This window comes from Enterovibrio sp. QJM3NY_24 (assembly GCF_057786035.1).
The window spans coordinates 1,347,856-1,361,470 of record NZ_CM173520.1 but is presented as its reverse complement, the minus strand read 5'-3'; the positions used below and the strand labels follow the sequence as shown (position 1 = coordinate 1,361,470).

Sequence of the window (13,615 nt, the reverse complement as noted above, 5' to 3'; positions counted from 1 at the left end):
AATTAGAATTGAAAGACAGTGATTCCAAAGTAAAAATATTCAAAAGGCAGATGAAAAGATCAGTTCCTAACAGTTCCAAAAAAATCTCTAGATTTGCAGAGCTTTGGGAGCTTTATGAGATAGTTGATGGACAACCAGTAACATCAAGTCAGTTGGCATTGGATCAGTATTTCGATAGTAAAGATTTTAAGCGAGATTTTCTATTATTCCATTATGTACAGCAAGAAGAGACATCACGATTCCTAAAGGGTAATAACGAGACTCAGCGAGCTGAAGAGTTAGCACAACTTTTTGGTAATACTCGTGAGGCAGATGAAAAGCTCAACAAGCTTACTGATATTCTTGGAAAATTGAGGAAGTCGAAAAAAGCTAATAGCGCAAAAGTTGATACCATTAAGAAATTGTACAAAATCGATGAGAGTACAAATATAACGACTGGGGTTAGTGAACCTCATGTTTATGCTCTTCCATGGTTAGTTGAATCCAACAAGAGCCCTTTTTGGGACGATATTAAAATACCTGAGTTGAATCAAGACAAACTTAACAGCTCTTTGGCAGAGATAGTCAACATTAAAAACTTTCTTAAGCATCACCGTTATTTTCTTAGAAGTCGAAGCTTTGAAAACGCGATTCGTCAGAGGGAGGTTCTTGAATCTTATGTAGGCTACTTCAATTCTATCAATGACCATGATTTACATGTTACGCGAAGTCAAAAGTATCAAATCATCAAGAGTTTCGAAGTTACGCTTAGAAGTGGCGATCTCAAACAGATATCTATCGTTAAGAACATTGACACGATTTTTCAAACTTTGGAGTTTAAAGACGGCGATGCATTTAAATTGGCGCTCCAATCTCTTATCAAACAAGAAAGCAAAGCAAACGGACTTAGTTCCATTTATTCGGAACTTATTAAACATCATAATGCCATGTTCTCAGGGCTTCAGAAGATACCAGATGAATCGTCATGTTTGCTTTGTGGACAAGATTATCAGTCGCATGATTCGTTATCTCAAGTAATATCTCAGCATGGAGATTTACTCCGTTCGGAGTTGACGGGACAAGACAAGCTTCTGGTTGCTTCTAGAGATATTTTTAATAGCACATATATTTCAGCCCTAGTTAAAGCATGTGAGGTTTATGTAGATCAAATATCACCTCCATCTCAGGAAGATCTTCTTGCTCTTTCTAGGGCAATAACCATGAGAGAGCGTTTTGACAAACTTCGACTTTGGCTTTTGTCTGAAGGTATTTTTCATGATGATTTGTTAGCAACCACTTTTCCCGTAGAGGGGGGGCGAAATAATATTATTGAGACTACAAATCTCCTTTGCGAACGTATATTCTCAGCTATTGGATCCGCTCCTGAGAGTTATTATGAAACCAATGGTGAAAAAATATTCGAACGAATATATAGGGATTACTTTAATAGCCAACATGTCAGACTGGATCAGGTGAGTATTGCCCAACTCGATAAGAAAGAAGTATATATCAAGAGCCTTTATTTCAGCTCTTTGAAGGAAATATCAGAGAAATTTTCCAAGCTTTTAAGGGAGTGTAGGTTATTAGATCAAGCCATTATTGATGTAAGTAATCTGATTGATATTTTAAATAGTAAGATTAAACAGTACAGAAAGAAACTTATTACCGATATTGAGATCCCTTTTTACATCTACTCAGGAAAAATCCTCCAATTCCATCAAGCAGGGCTTGGTCATGGGATTTTTATCAAAGACCCGACAGGGGACGATGAGTTAAAGAATGTGCGACTTGTTTCTAATTGGGAAAGTGATCACGATATTCTAAATACTATGAGTTCAGGGCAGATATCAGCAGTTGTTATCGCATTGACTTTAGCTTTACATAAAGTATACGCCTCTAAATTTGGCAGCGTTTTGATCGACGATCCTGTTCAGACAATGGATGATATAAATATGTCCTCATTGGTTGAGGTATTACGGAATGACTTCAAAGGGAAACAAATCATTCTGTCTACGCATGAAGCTAAAGTAGCTAGATATTTTACCTACAAGTATTTGAAGCATAGTGAGACTGTTAAAATTGTTAATTTAATGCAACGGGAAGAACATGTCCCGAGCAATAAGTTTCATTATAGAACTGTTACTGACAAATAAGATAGTCAGTGTAGTGGTGCGGCGAGATCACTTAGTTAGAGGGATTGTTATGACTGGCTGCATTTGTAATACTTGAGTTACATGCTTTGCTAATTTAGCAAAGCATGTAACTCAGAATTATCCAATTTCGTCTCAACGGACTATTCGTAATCGATTGGTCCCCAGCTCAAGCTTGGGAGGGTTTGCCACATACAGAAAGGCCTGATAAGTTAGTAACAACTCAGGAATTTCGCATTCTCTAGCTCTGTGTAGCAGATTTATCACCATTTTCAGCGTTGCTTACTGTCGCCACTCATCGGTGTGAGATGTCATCTCAGTTTCTTCTACCTCTGGCAACTCACTCATTTTCAAACCACAATGACAGCACTTCACTGAGCCAACAACCTCTTCAACATGCATTCGCCCAATCGCAATTTGGAGCAAGCTGTAGAATCGCTTTTCACAACGAGGGCATTCTGCCGTTGCTAAACGCCAGTACAGAATAAATATGGTGATAGTGATTACCGCATTAAAAATGGCGAAGAGAGGAATCGCAACAGCTGCCACTGATGACAATAGAAAGAGACTAAAGAGTGACCACTTTAGCGAATGGAGGTTGTTATGACGCTGCTTTATCTTCCTGAGGCCAGCTAGGTACTCATCCATATAAAAAACCTGAGCTTACTTTGTTGGCAAGGTATATCAGTTATAACTCATTCCAAGCCTTAGCGTTATCAGATTTACTTCCAGCACTGACAAAGCCAATTGGTTGCAACCATGCTTTATGACGATTAAAAGGAAGAAATTTCAGGCTCAAAAACAGAGCTACTAAGAACCCAAGCATCGAGTCAGCCAAAGACCCAAAGAACGCCTGTTTAGAAAGTCACCTATTAATGGAAGTCATAAACACTGTCTAGTGCTAGCTAAAAATACAGTGATTCACGGAACCTCAAGTGCATGAGAAGGTGATGAAATAAGATTCGGATTATCAGGGTTGATCCGAGTCATCTAAATGACTTTTGTCAAAAACGTTTTATGGCGATCATTCTAAGCCGTTACAACCCCAAACATTCTGCATCAAACGCATTCTCATAAAAAAGCCGCTCGTAGGAGCGGCAATAGACGTGAGTAACGCTTTTCTTATGGTGATGTCTTAAAGTGCTAATTCAGATTTTAGGAAGGTGATCATCTCGTCTTCTGTTGTCATTGTTTTGAGGGTGTCTCTGAATGTGGCATGAATCAGTTTGCGCGCAAGGCCAGAGAAAATACGCATGTGCTGGTCGCCTTGGTTTTTATTGAGCGTCAGCATGATGACAAATTCGACCGCGCCATCTTCGTCGTCGCTCCAAATCACAGGCTTATTCAAGCGAGCGATAGAGATAGACGAATGCGCAATGTTGTCTGATTTGGTGTGTGGAATCGCAAAACCATTGCCAAGGCCAGTGGTGAACACAGATTCACGTGCCCAGATATCGGCTTCTAGCTCGTTGACCAAGTGAGTGCGACCACGTACACCTAGGTTGCCCACCAGCGTTTGAATCGCTTCTTCTTTGCTGTTGAAATCGCAATCAAGCAGCACACATTCAACGTCTAGCAGCGGCTTGTCTTCTTGAGATTGTGCAAATACATCTAGCAAGGCTTCAACGTCGGCAATCGTCGCGCAATCACACGCTTCATTGAACAGGGCTTTACACGCTTCGCTGTCGAACTGGCGAAGGGCCGCTTTGGTGGGTGCAATGCTTGGTGCAGCCATGCTTAACTCGTTCAAGCCCGCGCCCACCAGCAATGGCAGCACTTTCTTGTTCGCGCCCAGCTCACCACACAAGCCCACCCATTTGTCGTGCGCTTGAGCGCCAGAGACCACCGCGCGAAGTAGACGCAGGAACGACGGAGCAAGGCTGTTATATAGCTTGGCGACATTGTCATTATCGCGGTCGACTGCCAGCAGGTATTGGGTCATGTCATTCGAGCCAATGCTGAAGAAATCCACTTCTTTGCAGAACTGATCCATGATGAACGCCACCGATGGGATTTCCACCATGATGCCCAGCTCAAATTCACCGTACACCACGTTTTCGGCATCAAGCTGCGCTTTCACAATGGCAATTTGTTCTTTCACCCAACGGATTTCTTCGATGCTTTGAATCATCGGAATCATTACCTTGGCGTGACCGTATTTCGCGGCATGCAAAATGGCGCGAATTTGGGTGTGGAACAACGCTAGGAATTGCGGATAAATACGCACCGCGCGGTAACCCAAGAATGGGTTGTGCTCGTGCGGCAGGTTCAAGTAATCCAACGGCTTGTCACCACCGATATCCATGGTGCGGATGATCACCGCTTTGTCGCCAGCCGCTTCCAGCACTTGCTTGTAGGCATCGAATTGTTCTTGCTCATCAGGCGCAGTGCTGCGATCCATGAACAGCATTTCTGTGCGGAACAGACCAATGCCTTCCGCGCCTTTCGCAAACGCCGATTCTGCTTCTACGGTACACGCGATGTTTGCCGCGATTTCAATCTTGTGGCCATCTTTGGTTTGCGCTTGCAGGTTCAGGTATTCGCTTTCAGTGGCTTTGACTTGTTCTGCCAACCACATAGCACGCTCAAAGTAAGTAGCAACTGCGTCAGATGGCGCTAACGCCACGATGCCTAGGCCACCATCCACGAACAAGGTTTCGCCTTCGTGTTTCGCACACGCGTCGATTTCAACGCCAGATACTGCAGGAATGTTGAATGCACGCGCCAGAATCACGGTGTGCGAGGTAGAACCCGCTTGGGTGAGGATCAGCCCTTGCAAATAGTCACGATCTAGGCCGAGAAATTGGCTCGGGGTTAGATCGTTGGCGATCACGATTGACGGTTCAGTCAGCGTGAAATCGGTAGAGACTTCTACGTGTGGATGCGCTGTCATCAGCAATTGCAACGCGATGTCTTTGATGTCCAGCACACGTTCTTTTAGGTATGCAGAAGACGATTGCATCAAGGTTTCAGTGATGGCGGCAACGGTCAGAAGAATTGCTTTGGCCAGCGATTCACCACTGGTAACGAAACCCGACACTTTTTCATTCAGGGTGTCATCGTTCAAAATGCCCAGATGTGCCTTGATGATTTCTTTTTCTTGGCCGCTTGCCAACTCGGCTTTATTAATCAAGGTTTCAGTGACTTGCTGCTTCGCTTGCTCAAAGTTGAGCGATGCAGTTTCTTGCTCAAACACTGACAGTTCGATGTCGTTGTAACGGATCAGTTTACCCTTTGCGATACCCGCTGAAAGGCGCTTTGCTCGAATAAGGGTCGGGTTATGGTTCATCAGCGATTGTGGCAGTGTCACGTCGCCATCGTCCATCACTACCAACTCTTCATCGCAATGTGGGAATTCGTTCTGAAGGTAAGCCGTCAGTGTGTCATGCGCTTGTTCAGCATCATCACCTTCGATGATAAGCAAACACGCATCATTAAGTAGAGTATCAGTACCAACCAACGACAATACGCTCTTCGCTGACGCTTGATTGTCATTGCGAAGATTGTGAAGTGTAATTTGACTGTTAAACGCGCGACAGGCCGCTTCGAGGTGGTTTGCAGGGCGGGCATGAATGCCATTTGGGAGTTCACAGGTAAACGCGAGTTCTAATTTCATTGGGTTCACTTAAATTTTTTCAATAAGGCAATGGAGTGATTGATAGCTTCTTGAACCGAGACCTGACAAACGGGTTTTCCGTGGTATCGGTCGCTTTCAGCAGGGCTAATTTCGGTCGCTAACACGATGTGATCCGCAGCATCAAACTCGCGTTTCGATATTTTGTTTTCGATACCCATCGCGCCCTGCGTTTCGACTTTTATTTGAATGTTCAGGATGCGCGCAGCGTCAACAAGACGGTCAGCCGCCATGTAACAGTGGGCAATGCCGGTGTGGCAGGCAGTAATCGCAACTACTTTCATGAGCACTACTTATCGTTTAATCCAGACAGCTTGATGCTATGCCTTAACGTGCTGGACAAATAGATGAAATATCTATCATTTACTGGACAAAACGCGCATGAAAATCAATGTGTGAAATGGGTCACCGTCGTGATTAGAAAGGGGTGAGAACTCAGTTCAAAATCTCACTTACGCACAAAAAAACCCGCAACAGATGCGGGCTTTTGATTCCTCAAAAAGGTTTTGTTTACGCGGTTTATCTATACGCGGAATTGACCCACCAATGAACTGAGCTTACCCAGTGATGCGCGCATGTCTTGGGTGTAGTTAAGGTTTTCTTTCGCCGCGAGACGGCTTTCCTCTACCACTTCCTTCACATTCTTCGCACTGGTATTAGCCGTATGAACGACGCTGCGTTGTTCTTCTGCCGCTGTCGCGATTTCCTGATTCATGGTGTTGAGGTTATTGATTGCCAGTGTGATCCGCTCCAACGCATCACCTGCATTTTGTGCATACTCAACGGTACTTTCACCACCCGTTTTAGAGCGCTTCATGGATTCTACGGCGTCATCAGCGCCTTTTTTAAGGCTGTCGATCATGCCCTGAATCTCATTGGTACTGTTTTGGGTGCGTGAGGCCAAAGTACGCACTTCATCTGCGACGACCGCAAAGCCTCGGCCTTGTTCTCCAGCGCGTGCGGCTTCAATCGCTGCATTCAATGCCAGTAGATTAGTTTGTTCAGCGATGTCTCTAATCACACCAAGCACGGATACGATACGCGCCACTTCCGTATTCAATTGGTCGATAACAGACGAACTGAGATCAATGTCCTTCGCGAGACCTTGTACCGATGTGACGGCCTGTTGGACGACTTGCCTGGCTGATTCACCATCATCGCTGGCGGAGCGAGACGCTTCCGAACAATTTTGGGCATTAGACGAAATACTGTCTGCCGCATCGTTGACTTGATAGATAGAACTCACTACAGATTCCACTTCTTGGCTCTGTACTTCAACACGTTCACTCACTCGGTTTGAAAGGTCCGAAATCGACCCGATGGCGGTGTTCAGCACACCTGACTCGGTCGCAATTTGGGAAACCAAAGACTGGATTTTAATAACGAACCCATTGAACGCCTTACCAAGCGCAGCGATTTCATCGTTACCGCTGTCATCTACACGCTGCGTCAGGTCACCATCACCTTGGGCTATATCATTGAGGCGTTTGAGAAGTTCATCAACAGGCTTGATGATCGCTCGGATCAACACATACGTCGTCATTGCGCCGAATACCATTGCCACAATCCAAACCGCTGCAACCATGGTGACAGCGGTTTGCACCGCCACAGCCGCTTGCTCATCCGCACTATCAGCAATCGAGTCAGCAGAATCGGCAAGTTGTTCCAAAAAGCCATCTGCCAGCGTGATGTACGATTCAAGCTCTTCGGTATACTTATCGGCAGCCACTTCTTGTTCAAGTTGATCGCGGTAAGTGTCAAACAGTCGCTCGTCTTCCAACGCCATTGATTGCCATTGGGCGAAGTTTTTCCTTAGATCAATCGCATCTTGCTTGTCTTCAGCAGATTCAGCGAGGTTATCCAAAATAGCGACCAAGGAAACCACTTGTAAGCCTAATTCATCAAAGTTCGTTCTGATAGCGGGAAGATTATTAGCATCTTCTTCCGCAAGGTACTCACCCGCAGTATCTTGCATTTCAATCACATAGCGTTGCAGCTTTAGCGCGGCTTCGACAACCGGATAGTCACGCTCAAACAATTCGCCAAGTACATCATTCACATCACCGGCGGTTGCACTAAACTGAACGGCAAGTGCGTCACCTCGGGCTTCAGCTTTTGCCATTTCCGCTTCATTTTCTGTCGCGAATTCATCAAGCGCAGAAATCAAAAGCCCACCCACTTGGTCGAAATCACCCAATAATCGCTTGGCTTTTTCTTCCTCTTCCAGCTCTGCATAATGCGCTTCGTACATCAACTGAACATATTCGTTTAGTGATACGTTAGCCTTGTCGGCCTCCGATGCCATGCGAACTTCATCCCCAGAAAGCAGTCCTTTTAACGCTTCATGGGACTCAGCAAACACATTATTAAGTGGCCCGAATTGTTCATACAATTGCTTAATTTCTTCTTTGCTTTCTGATGCCATGATCTCGTTGGCGACCTTTCCGCGCTCCCACAACGAGGCAATCATGTCATCCGTATTCTCAATAGTCGGCGTCACATCTTCACTTAAGCTTCTGATACTAAGATCGAGTTTGAAGACATAAAATAAGCCAGCGCCTGCAGTCACTGATAGCAAGATCAGTAAAAGTACGATACCCGAAATTAGCTTGCTTCTTATTGTGCTTAGCATTTGTCTCTCCTAGAGGACAGAAAGTGGCGCAAGACAGCTGCCAAAAAATATGCGCATCTCGAAAACGAGACATTATTTAAATCTAGTTCATCGCTGACTGCGTGAGCACAAAATGAGCAAATACTTTTACGGGAAATTGGACGATAACCGACCAAAAAAGAAAATGTTGCTTTCGATAGGATGAAAACCGGAATGACAATTTTGCAGGCGAAGTGTATCGCGAGACCCAGTTCACAGATTCAGGGCATTTAAGGACGCCAAAACTGCCTTAACAAGATTTCTCTGTGATGTATGCCATACGGTGTTACTTGTGATCAATGGGTTGGCAAATCAAAGTCTATCTTTTCAATAACTCACAGTAACCAGCAGTCACTATGAACCTGAAACGAATAGAAACCTTTGTTATTGTCGCCACTCTCCGTAGTTTCCGAAAAGCTGCCGACCAGCAGTTCACCACGCAACCTGCTATTTCTTCTCGTATCGCCAGCTTAGAAAAAGAGTTGGGCGTTACGCTGTTCGACCGTGATGCATCGCCCATTTCTCTCACGACAAAAGGACGCGAATTGTTGCCTTTTGCAGAAAAAATGCTGATGTCTGCAGAGCAATTTCAAAAGCGCGCCGAGAATACCTCGCTGTTTACGGGAACGTTACGACTTGGCATTTCAGAAACCGTGGTTCACACCTGGCTTACGGAATTTTTGCGCAGTTTTAACGATCGATTTCCTCGATTGGATATTGATATCACGGTCGATGTCACCGCCAATCTTCGACACGATTTACTGGACAGAACTCTCGATCTGGCATTTTTAATGGGGCCACTTTCAGAGCCTTCTGTGACTAACTTGCCGCTGTGTCGTTACCCTCTGGTGTGGGTGGGTAGTCCGTCTCTCAATCTACCCGAACGAAAATTGACCATAGAAGAGCTAGCCCCTTGGCCCGTGATCACTTACGCCCGCAACACCCAACCATTTAGTGAGATCAAACAGCAATTCAACCAAGCTGATGCCGTCAATATGCGCTTTTTCACGTCGAGTTCTTTGTCAGCTTGTTTACGGATGACGGTAGATGGGCTAGGTATCGCCACCCTTCCAGCAAAGATTGCCGAACCAGAAATTGAAAATGGCCGATTACGCACGGTGAACTGCGATTGGACACCTTCCCCGCTTGGCTTCACAGCGTCTTATCTTCGCGCCCCCTTCAATGGGGCAGCAGAAGAGGCGGCTAAATTGGCGATGGAAGTGGCGGCGATTCATACACACTCACACGCTTATCCGATGGCCAGTGATTAATTTTATTTATCAGAAAAGGTAAAAAACTATAATTGGACGAAATGACATCAACCTGCAACATTTAGTTAACACGATTAACATGTAGGTATAAGGATGACAGCCTCAATGATCGCCGGACAGAATACGTCTATCGTGACTAATGATCACGAAGCAGCACTCACTCAAGCACGCGAATTACGCCAACTTGCAAGAGTCGGCAAGTTTAAAGGCCCCACCAGCGGGTTCGCACCCGGCCTAGCACAAGGCAATGTGGTAATACTGCCTAAGAGTTGGGCGGATGACTTTCTGCTGTTCTGTCAACAAAACCCTATTGCATGCCCCCTTCTTGCTGTCTCCGCACCCGGTAAACCTATTCTTGATGCCTTAGGCGAAGACATTGATATTCGCACTGACGTGCCTGAATACCGCGTGTTCCGTCACGGTGAATTGTCCGAAGAGACATCCGATATTACTGATTTGTGGCGCACTGACTTGGTGACTTTCGTATTGGGCTGTTCATTTTCATTTGAAGACTCGCTCATGCGTGCGGGACTGTCGCTACGCAACATAGATTGCAATGCCAATGTCTCTATGTACCGCACCAACATAGCCACCAACCCAAGCCAATACTTTAGTGGTGACATGGTGGTTTCCATGCGCCCGTTTAAGCCAGCAGATGCCATCCGCGCCGTGCAAATTACCACGCGCTATCCGAAGTCCCATGGCGCACCCATTCACCTTGGTTATCCAGAGATGATTGGCATTAAAGACCTGTCCAAGCCAGATTTTGGCGATCCCGTGCCGATTAATGATGACGAGATCCCCGTATTTTGGGCGTGTGGTGTTACACCGCAATTGGCCATTGCCAACGCCTGTCCACCCATTGCTATCACACATTCACCAGGGAAGATGTTAGTGACCGATGTGAGCAATGATCAGCTTTCCATTCTTTAACGAACACAAGTGAAAAGGAGACTTCCAATGAAGTTATTGAAAACCCTGCTACCCGCTGCGGTGGTATCTTTCTCGGCATTAATGATGCCTTCAACATTTGCGGCTCAATGGCACATGCCAACTCCGTATGGCGACGCCAACTTGCCAACGAAAATTGCTTATGGCTTCGCCGAACAAATCAACGAAGCAACGGGCGGTGATCTGGACATCAAAGTTCACTCCGGCGCATCGTTAATGAAGCACCCTGAAATCCCTCGCGCAGTGCGTACGGGTCAGGTTCAGCTTGGCGAAGTGTTCATTGGCATCATGGGTAACACCCACCCCATTTTTAAACATGACAACATTCCTTTCCTCGCCACCAATTACGAACAAGCACAAGCCCTTTGGGAAGCGTCAAAGCCTGAGATTGAAAAACAGCTCAATAAAGAAGGCATGATGTTGCTATACACCGTCCCATGGCCTGCGCAAAGCTTGTATTCCAAGAAGCCGGTGAACTCGCTAGCAGATATTCAAGGCACCAAGATGCGCGCCTACAGCCCGTCGACATCTCGTCTGGCTGATCTGATGAACACCACACCAACCACAGTGCAAGTGCCTGATATCCCTCAAGCATTCAGCACTGGCATCATTGATGCGATGATCACGTCGCCATCTACTGGCGCTAATGGTCAAGCTTGGGATTACCTGAGCCACTTCAATGAAATCAAGGCATGGATCCCGAAAAACGTCGTGGTTGTGAACAAACGCGCGTTCAAACGTTTGGACAAGAAAACCCAACAAGCGATGTTGGATGCTGCCGCAGCTGCTGAAGCACGTGGTTGGAGCGAAGTGACCGCTCAAGAAGCCAAAGACACCAAAACATTGGCTGACAACGGCATTGAGGTTTCACAACCTTCTGAGCAACTTCTCAACGAACTACAAGCTATTGGCGTCACCATGACCAGTGAATGGGAAGCTGAATCGCCAGAAACACTGACTCCCGTTCTAAAAGCTTATCGTGGTCAGTAACCACTCACTCTAGATAAGTCGATAAGTCACCCTCCCCGATCGGATTGGGGAGGGCGTTCAAACCAATCATGGCGAGAACTGCGCACTTGCGACAGTTAGGCCAATCAGGACGGTTTAAAAAAAGGTTAAGACTATGCGATTTAAGCAAGCCTTGTACATGCTGTCGGGCGGCTTGTCCGGTTTCTTCATTGTGTTGATCATGATGATCATCCTTGCCCAAATCATCGGTCGTCTGCTTGGCTTTATCGTGCCGTCAGCAGAAGACTTTTCCGGTTACGCACTGGCAGCCTCCACCTTCTTTGGGTTGGCCTATACCTTTCACGAAGGCGGCCACATTCGCGTCAACCTAGCGATCCAACGCTTGCCTGACGCATGGCAGCGTCCACTCGAAACGCTGGTATTAGGTTTAGCGTTTCTACTGCTGTGCTTTGCCAGTTACTACTGCACCTACATGGTGTGGGAGTCACACGATTTTGAAGAAGTGACTCACGGCTATATTCCTATTCCATTGTGGATCCCTCAGGTTCCGCTTGCTGTTGGCATGATTGCGTTTAACCTCGCCGTACTGGACAGCCTCATCGACAACATTCGTGGCATTACGCCCCATTACAAGGTGCTGGAAGGGGAAGACGTGACCCTAGACCTTGGCGACGACAAGGAGGGCGTGTAATGACCGACATGACACTAATATCGTTTATTTTGGCACTCAGCCTACTGTTATTTTTGGCGGCAGGGCTTTGGGTTTCTCTCGCTCTGATCGGCGTAGGCGTGATTGGCCTTTACATGACAGGCAACGAACAAATCGGGCTGCTGTTTGCGTCATCAAGTTGGGGGGCAAGCACCAGTTGGTCGCTCACGGCACTGCCCATGTTTATCTGGATGGGCGAACTGCTCTTTAGAACCAAATTATCTGAAGACTTATTCAAAGGCCTTGCCCCTTGGCTAAGCGGGCTTCCCGGCAAACTATTGCACGTGAACGTACTGAGTTGCGGCATTTTCGCGGCGGTATCCGGTTCATCGGCAGCCACCGCAGCGACCATTGGGCGCATGACACTGCCTGAGCTTAAAGCACAAGGCTATAGCGAGCGCATGGCAATTGGCACATTAGCCGGCTCAGGCACGTTGGGATTGCTTATCCCGCCTTCTATCATTTTGATTGTGTATGGCGTAGCGGCAGAAGTGTCGATTGGTCGTTTGTTTATCGCAGGCGCACTGCCCGGCATCATGTTGATGCTGTTGTTTGTCGGTTACACCACCATCTGGGCCATGTTTAACAAAGATGGGGTTCCGCAACACACCAGTGAAGATATTTCTTGGTCTGTTCGCTTTAAGTCGCTAAAGAAACTGCTACCGATTGTCATTTTGATCGGCTTTGTACTTGGCTCAATATACGGCGGTTTTACCACCCCAACCGAAGCAGCAGCACTGGGTGTATTTGGCGCCATGGTGTTAGCGGCATTAACCGGCTCCCTCACCAAAAAAAGCTTTATAGATAGCTTGCTAGGCGCAGTGAAAAGCGCATGTATGATCGGGTTTATCTTAGTCGGCGCGCACTTTCTGACGCTGGCAATGGGCTTTTTAGGTATTCCACGCGCATTGGCTGAATGGATTGCGGCCATGTCGTTATCCCCGTTTGAGCTGCTGCTTTATCTCACCATTTTATTTGTGGTGCTGGGCTGCTTTTTAGATGGCATTTCCGTGGTGGTATTAACGGTCGCTGTTGTCATGCCGATGGTGCAGCAAGCCGGTATCGATCTGCTTTGGTTTGGTATCTTTATCGTTCTGGTGGTGGAGCTGTCGCAAATCACCCCACCCGTTGGTTTCAATTTGTTTGTTATTCAGGCACTCACCGGCAAAAACATACTGTATGTCGCACGGGCTGCTTTTCCGTTTTTCATGCTGATCTTATTAGGGTTAGTGTTGATTTCGGTGTTCCCAGAAATTGTGACCTATTTGCCTACCACCATGAGTCAACGGTAGCGGCTGACAA

Annotated in this window: 10 protein-coding genes; 6 read left to right on the top strand and 4 right to left on the bottom strand. The window is 46.4% G+C overall.

The annotated features are described in order from the left end of the window. Positions 1–8 precede the first annotated feature (8 nt). Entirely contained in the window at positions 9–2,132 is a 2,124-nt protein-coding gene (locus tag AC3CIC_RS22230; protein WP_488516278.1) for an AAA family ATPase, read from the top strand. 279 nt (positions 2,133–2,411) lie between these two features. Here the strand turns inward: AC3CIC_RS22230 and AC3CIC_RS22225 are convergent, their stop codons facing one another. The 4 genes from AC3CIC_RS22225 to AC3CIC_RS22210 form a co-directional block, all read right to left on the bottom strand. Beyond that, complete coding sequence (locus AC3CIC_RS22225) at positions 2,412–2,777, bottom strand: hypothetical protein (RefSeq protein ID WP_488516277.1); 366 nt, start codon at positions 2,775–2,777, stop codon at positions 2,412–2,414. Positions 2,778–3,264: 487 nt separating this feature from the next. Continuing rightward, positions 3,265–5,745 (bottom strand): phosphoenolpyruvate--protein phosphotransferase, encoded by a 2,481-nt coding sequence (gene ptsP / locus AC3CIC_RS22220; RefSeq protein WP_488516276.1) that lies wholly within the window; start codon positions 5,743–5,745, stop codon positions 3,265–3,267. Between the two features lie 5 nt (positions 5,746–5,750). Continuing rightward, the gene (locus AC3CIC_RS22215; protein ID WP_016962394.1) at positions 5,751–6,047 is read right to left on the bottom strand and encodes a PTS fructose transporter subunit IIB; all 297 of its coding nucleotides are present in this window, start codon (positions 6,045–6,047) and stop codon (positions 5,751–5,753) included. Between the two features lie 239 nt (positions 6,048–6,286). After that, positions 6,287–8,395, bottom strand: a complete 2,109-nt coding sequence (locus AC3CIC_RS22210; protein ID WP_488516275.1) for a methyl-accepting chemotaxis protein — start codon at positions 8,393–8,395, stop codon at positions 6,287–6,289. 374 nt (positions 8,396–8,769) lie between these two features. Here AC3CIC_RS22210 and AC3CIC_RS22205 point away from each other — a divergent pair, with 374 nt between their 5' ends. The 5 genes from AC3CIC_RS22205 (at position 8,770) to AC3CIC_RS22185 (ending at position 13,605) form a co-directional block, all read left to right on the top strand. Continuing rightward, on the top strand, positions 8,770–9,684 hold the full coding sequence (locus tag AC3CIC_RS22205) for a LysR family transcriptional regulator (RefSeq protein WP_394209335.1): 915 nt from the start codon (positions 8,770–8,772) through the stop codon (positions 9,682–9,684). A 105-nt stretch (positions 9,685–9,789) separates the two neighbouring features. Beyond that, a complete protein-coding gene (locus tag AC3CIC_RS22200; RefSeq protein WP_488516862.1) occupies positions 9,790–10,617 on the top strand; it encodes a putative hydro-lyase in 828 nt (275 codons plus the stop codon). A 27-nt stretch (positions 10,618–10,644) separates the two neighbouring features. Then, positions 10,645–11,625, top strand: coding sequence for a TRAP transporter substrate-binding protein (locus tag AC3CIC_RS22195; protein ID WP_488516274.1), 981 nt, complete (start codon positions 10,645–10,647; stop codon positions 11,623–11,625). A gap of 133 nt (positions 11,626–11,758) precedes the next feature. Continuing rightward, the gene (locus AC3CIC_RS22190) at positions 11,759–12,295 is read left to right on the top strand and encodes a TRAP transporter small permease (protein ID WP_016962398.1); all 537 of its coding nucleotides are present in this window, start codon (positions 11,759–11,761) and stop codon (positions 12,293–12,295) included. After that, positions 12,295–13,605, top strand: a complete 1,311-nt coding sequence (locus tag AC3CIC_RS22185; RefSeq protein ID WP_016962399.1) for a TRAP transporter large permease — start codon at positions 12,295–12,297, stop codon at positions 13,603–13,605. Before AC3CIC_RS22190 ends, AC3CIC_RS22185 begins: the two co-directional genes overlap by 1 nt. The last annotated feature ends 10 nt before the right edge of the window (positions 13,606–13,615 follow it).

Bases quoted from the DNA above. Each gene is read 5' to 3' on its own strand.
- ptsP (WP_488516276.1), bottom strand. From the start codon at position 5,745: ATGAAATTAGAACTCGCGTTTACCTGTGAACTCCCAAATGGCATTCAT.
- AC3CIC_RS22215 (WP_016962394.1), bottom strand. From the start codon at position 6,047: ATGAAAGTAGTTGCGATTACTGCCTGCCACACCGGCATTGCCCACTGT.
- AC3CIC_RS22210 (WP_488516275.1), bottom strand. From the start codon at position 8,395: ATGCTAAGCACAATAAGAAGCAAGCTAATTTCGGGTATCGTACTTTTA.
- AC3CIC_RS22200 (WP_488516862.1), top strand. From the start codon at position 9,790: ATGATCGCCGGACAGAATACGTCTATCGTGACTAATGATCACGAAGCA.
- AC3CIC_RS22185 (WP_016962399.1), top strand. From the start codon at position 12,295: ATGACCGACATGACACTAATATCGTTTATTTTGGCACTCAGCCTACTG.
- AC3CIC_RS22195 (WP_488516274.1), top strand. From the start codon at position 10,645: ATGAAGTTATTGAAAACCCTGCTACCCGCTGCGGTGGTATCTTTCTCG.
- AC3CIC_RS22205 (WP_394209335.1), top strand. From the start codon at position 8,770: ATGAACCTGAAACGAATAGAAACCTTTGTTATTGTCGCCACTCTCCGT.
- AC3CIC_RS22225 (WP_488516277.1), bottom strand. From the start codon at position 2,777: ATGGATGAGTACCTAGCTGGCCTCAGGAAGATAAAGCAGCGTCATAAC.
- AC3CIC_RS22190 (WP_016962398.1), top strand. From the start codon at position 11,759: ATGCGATTTAAGCAAGCCTTGTACATGCTGTCGGGCGGCTTGTCCGGT.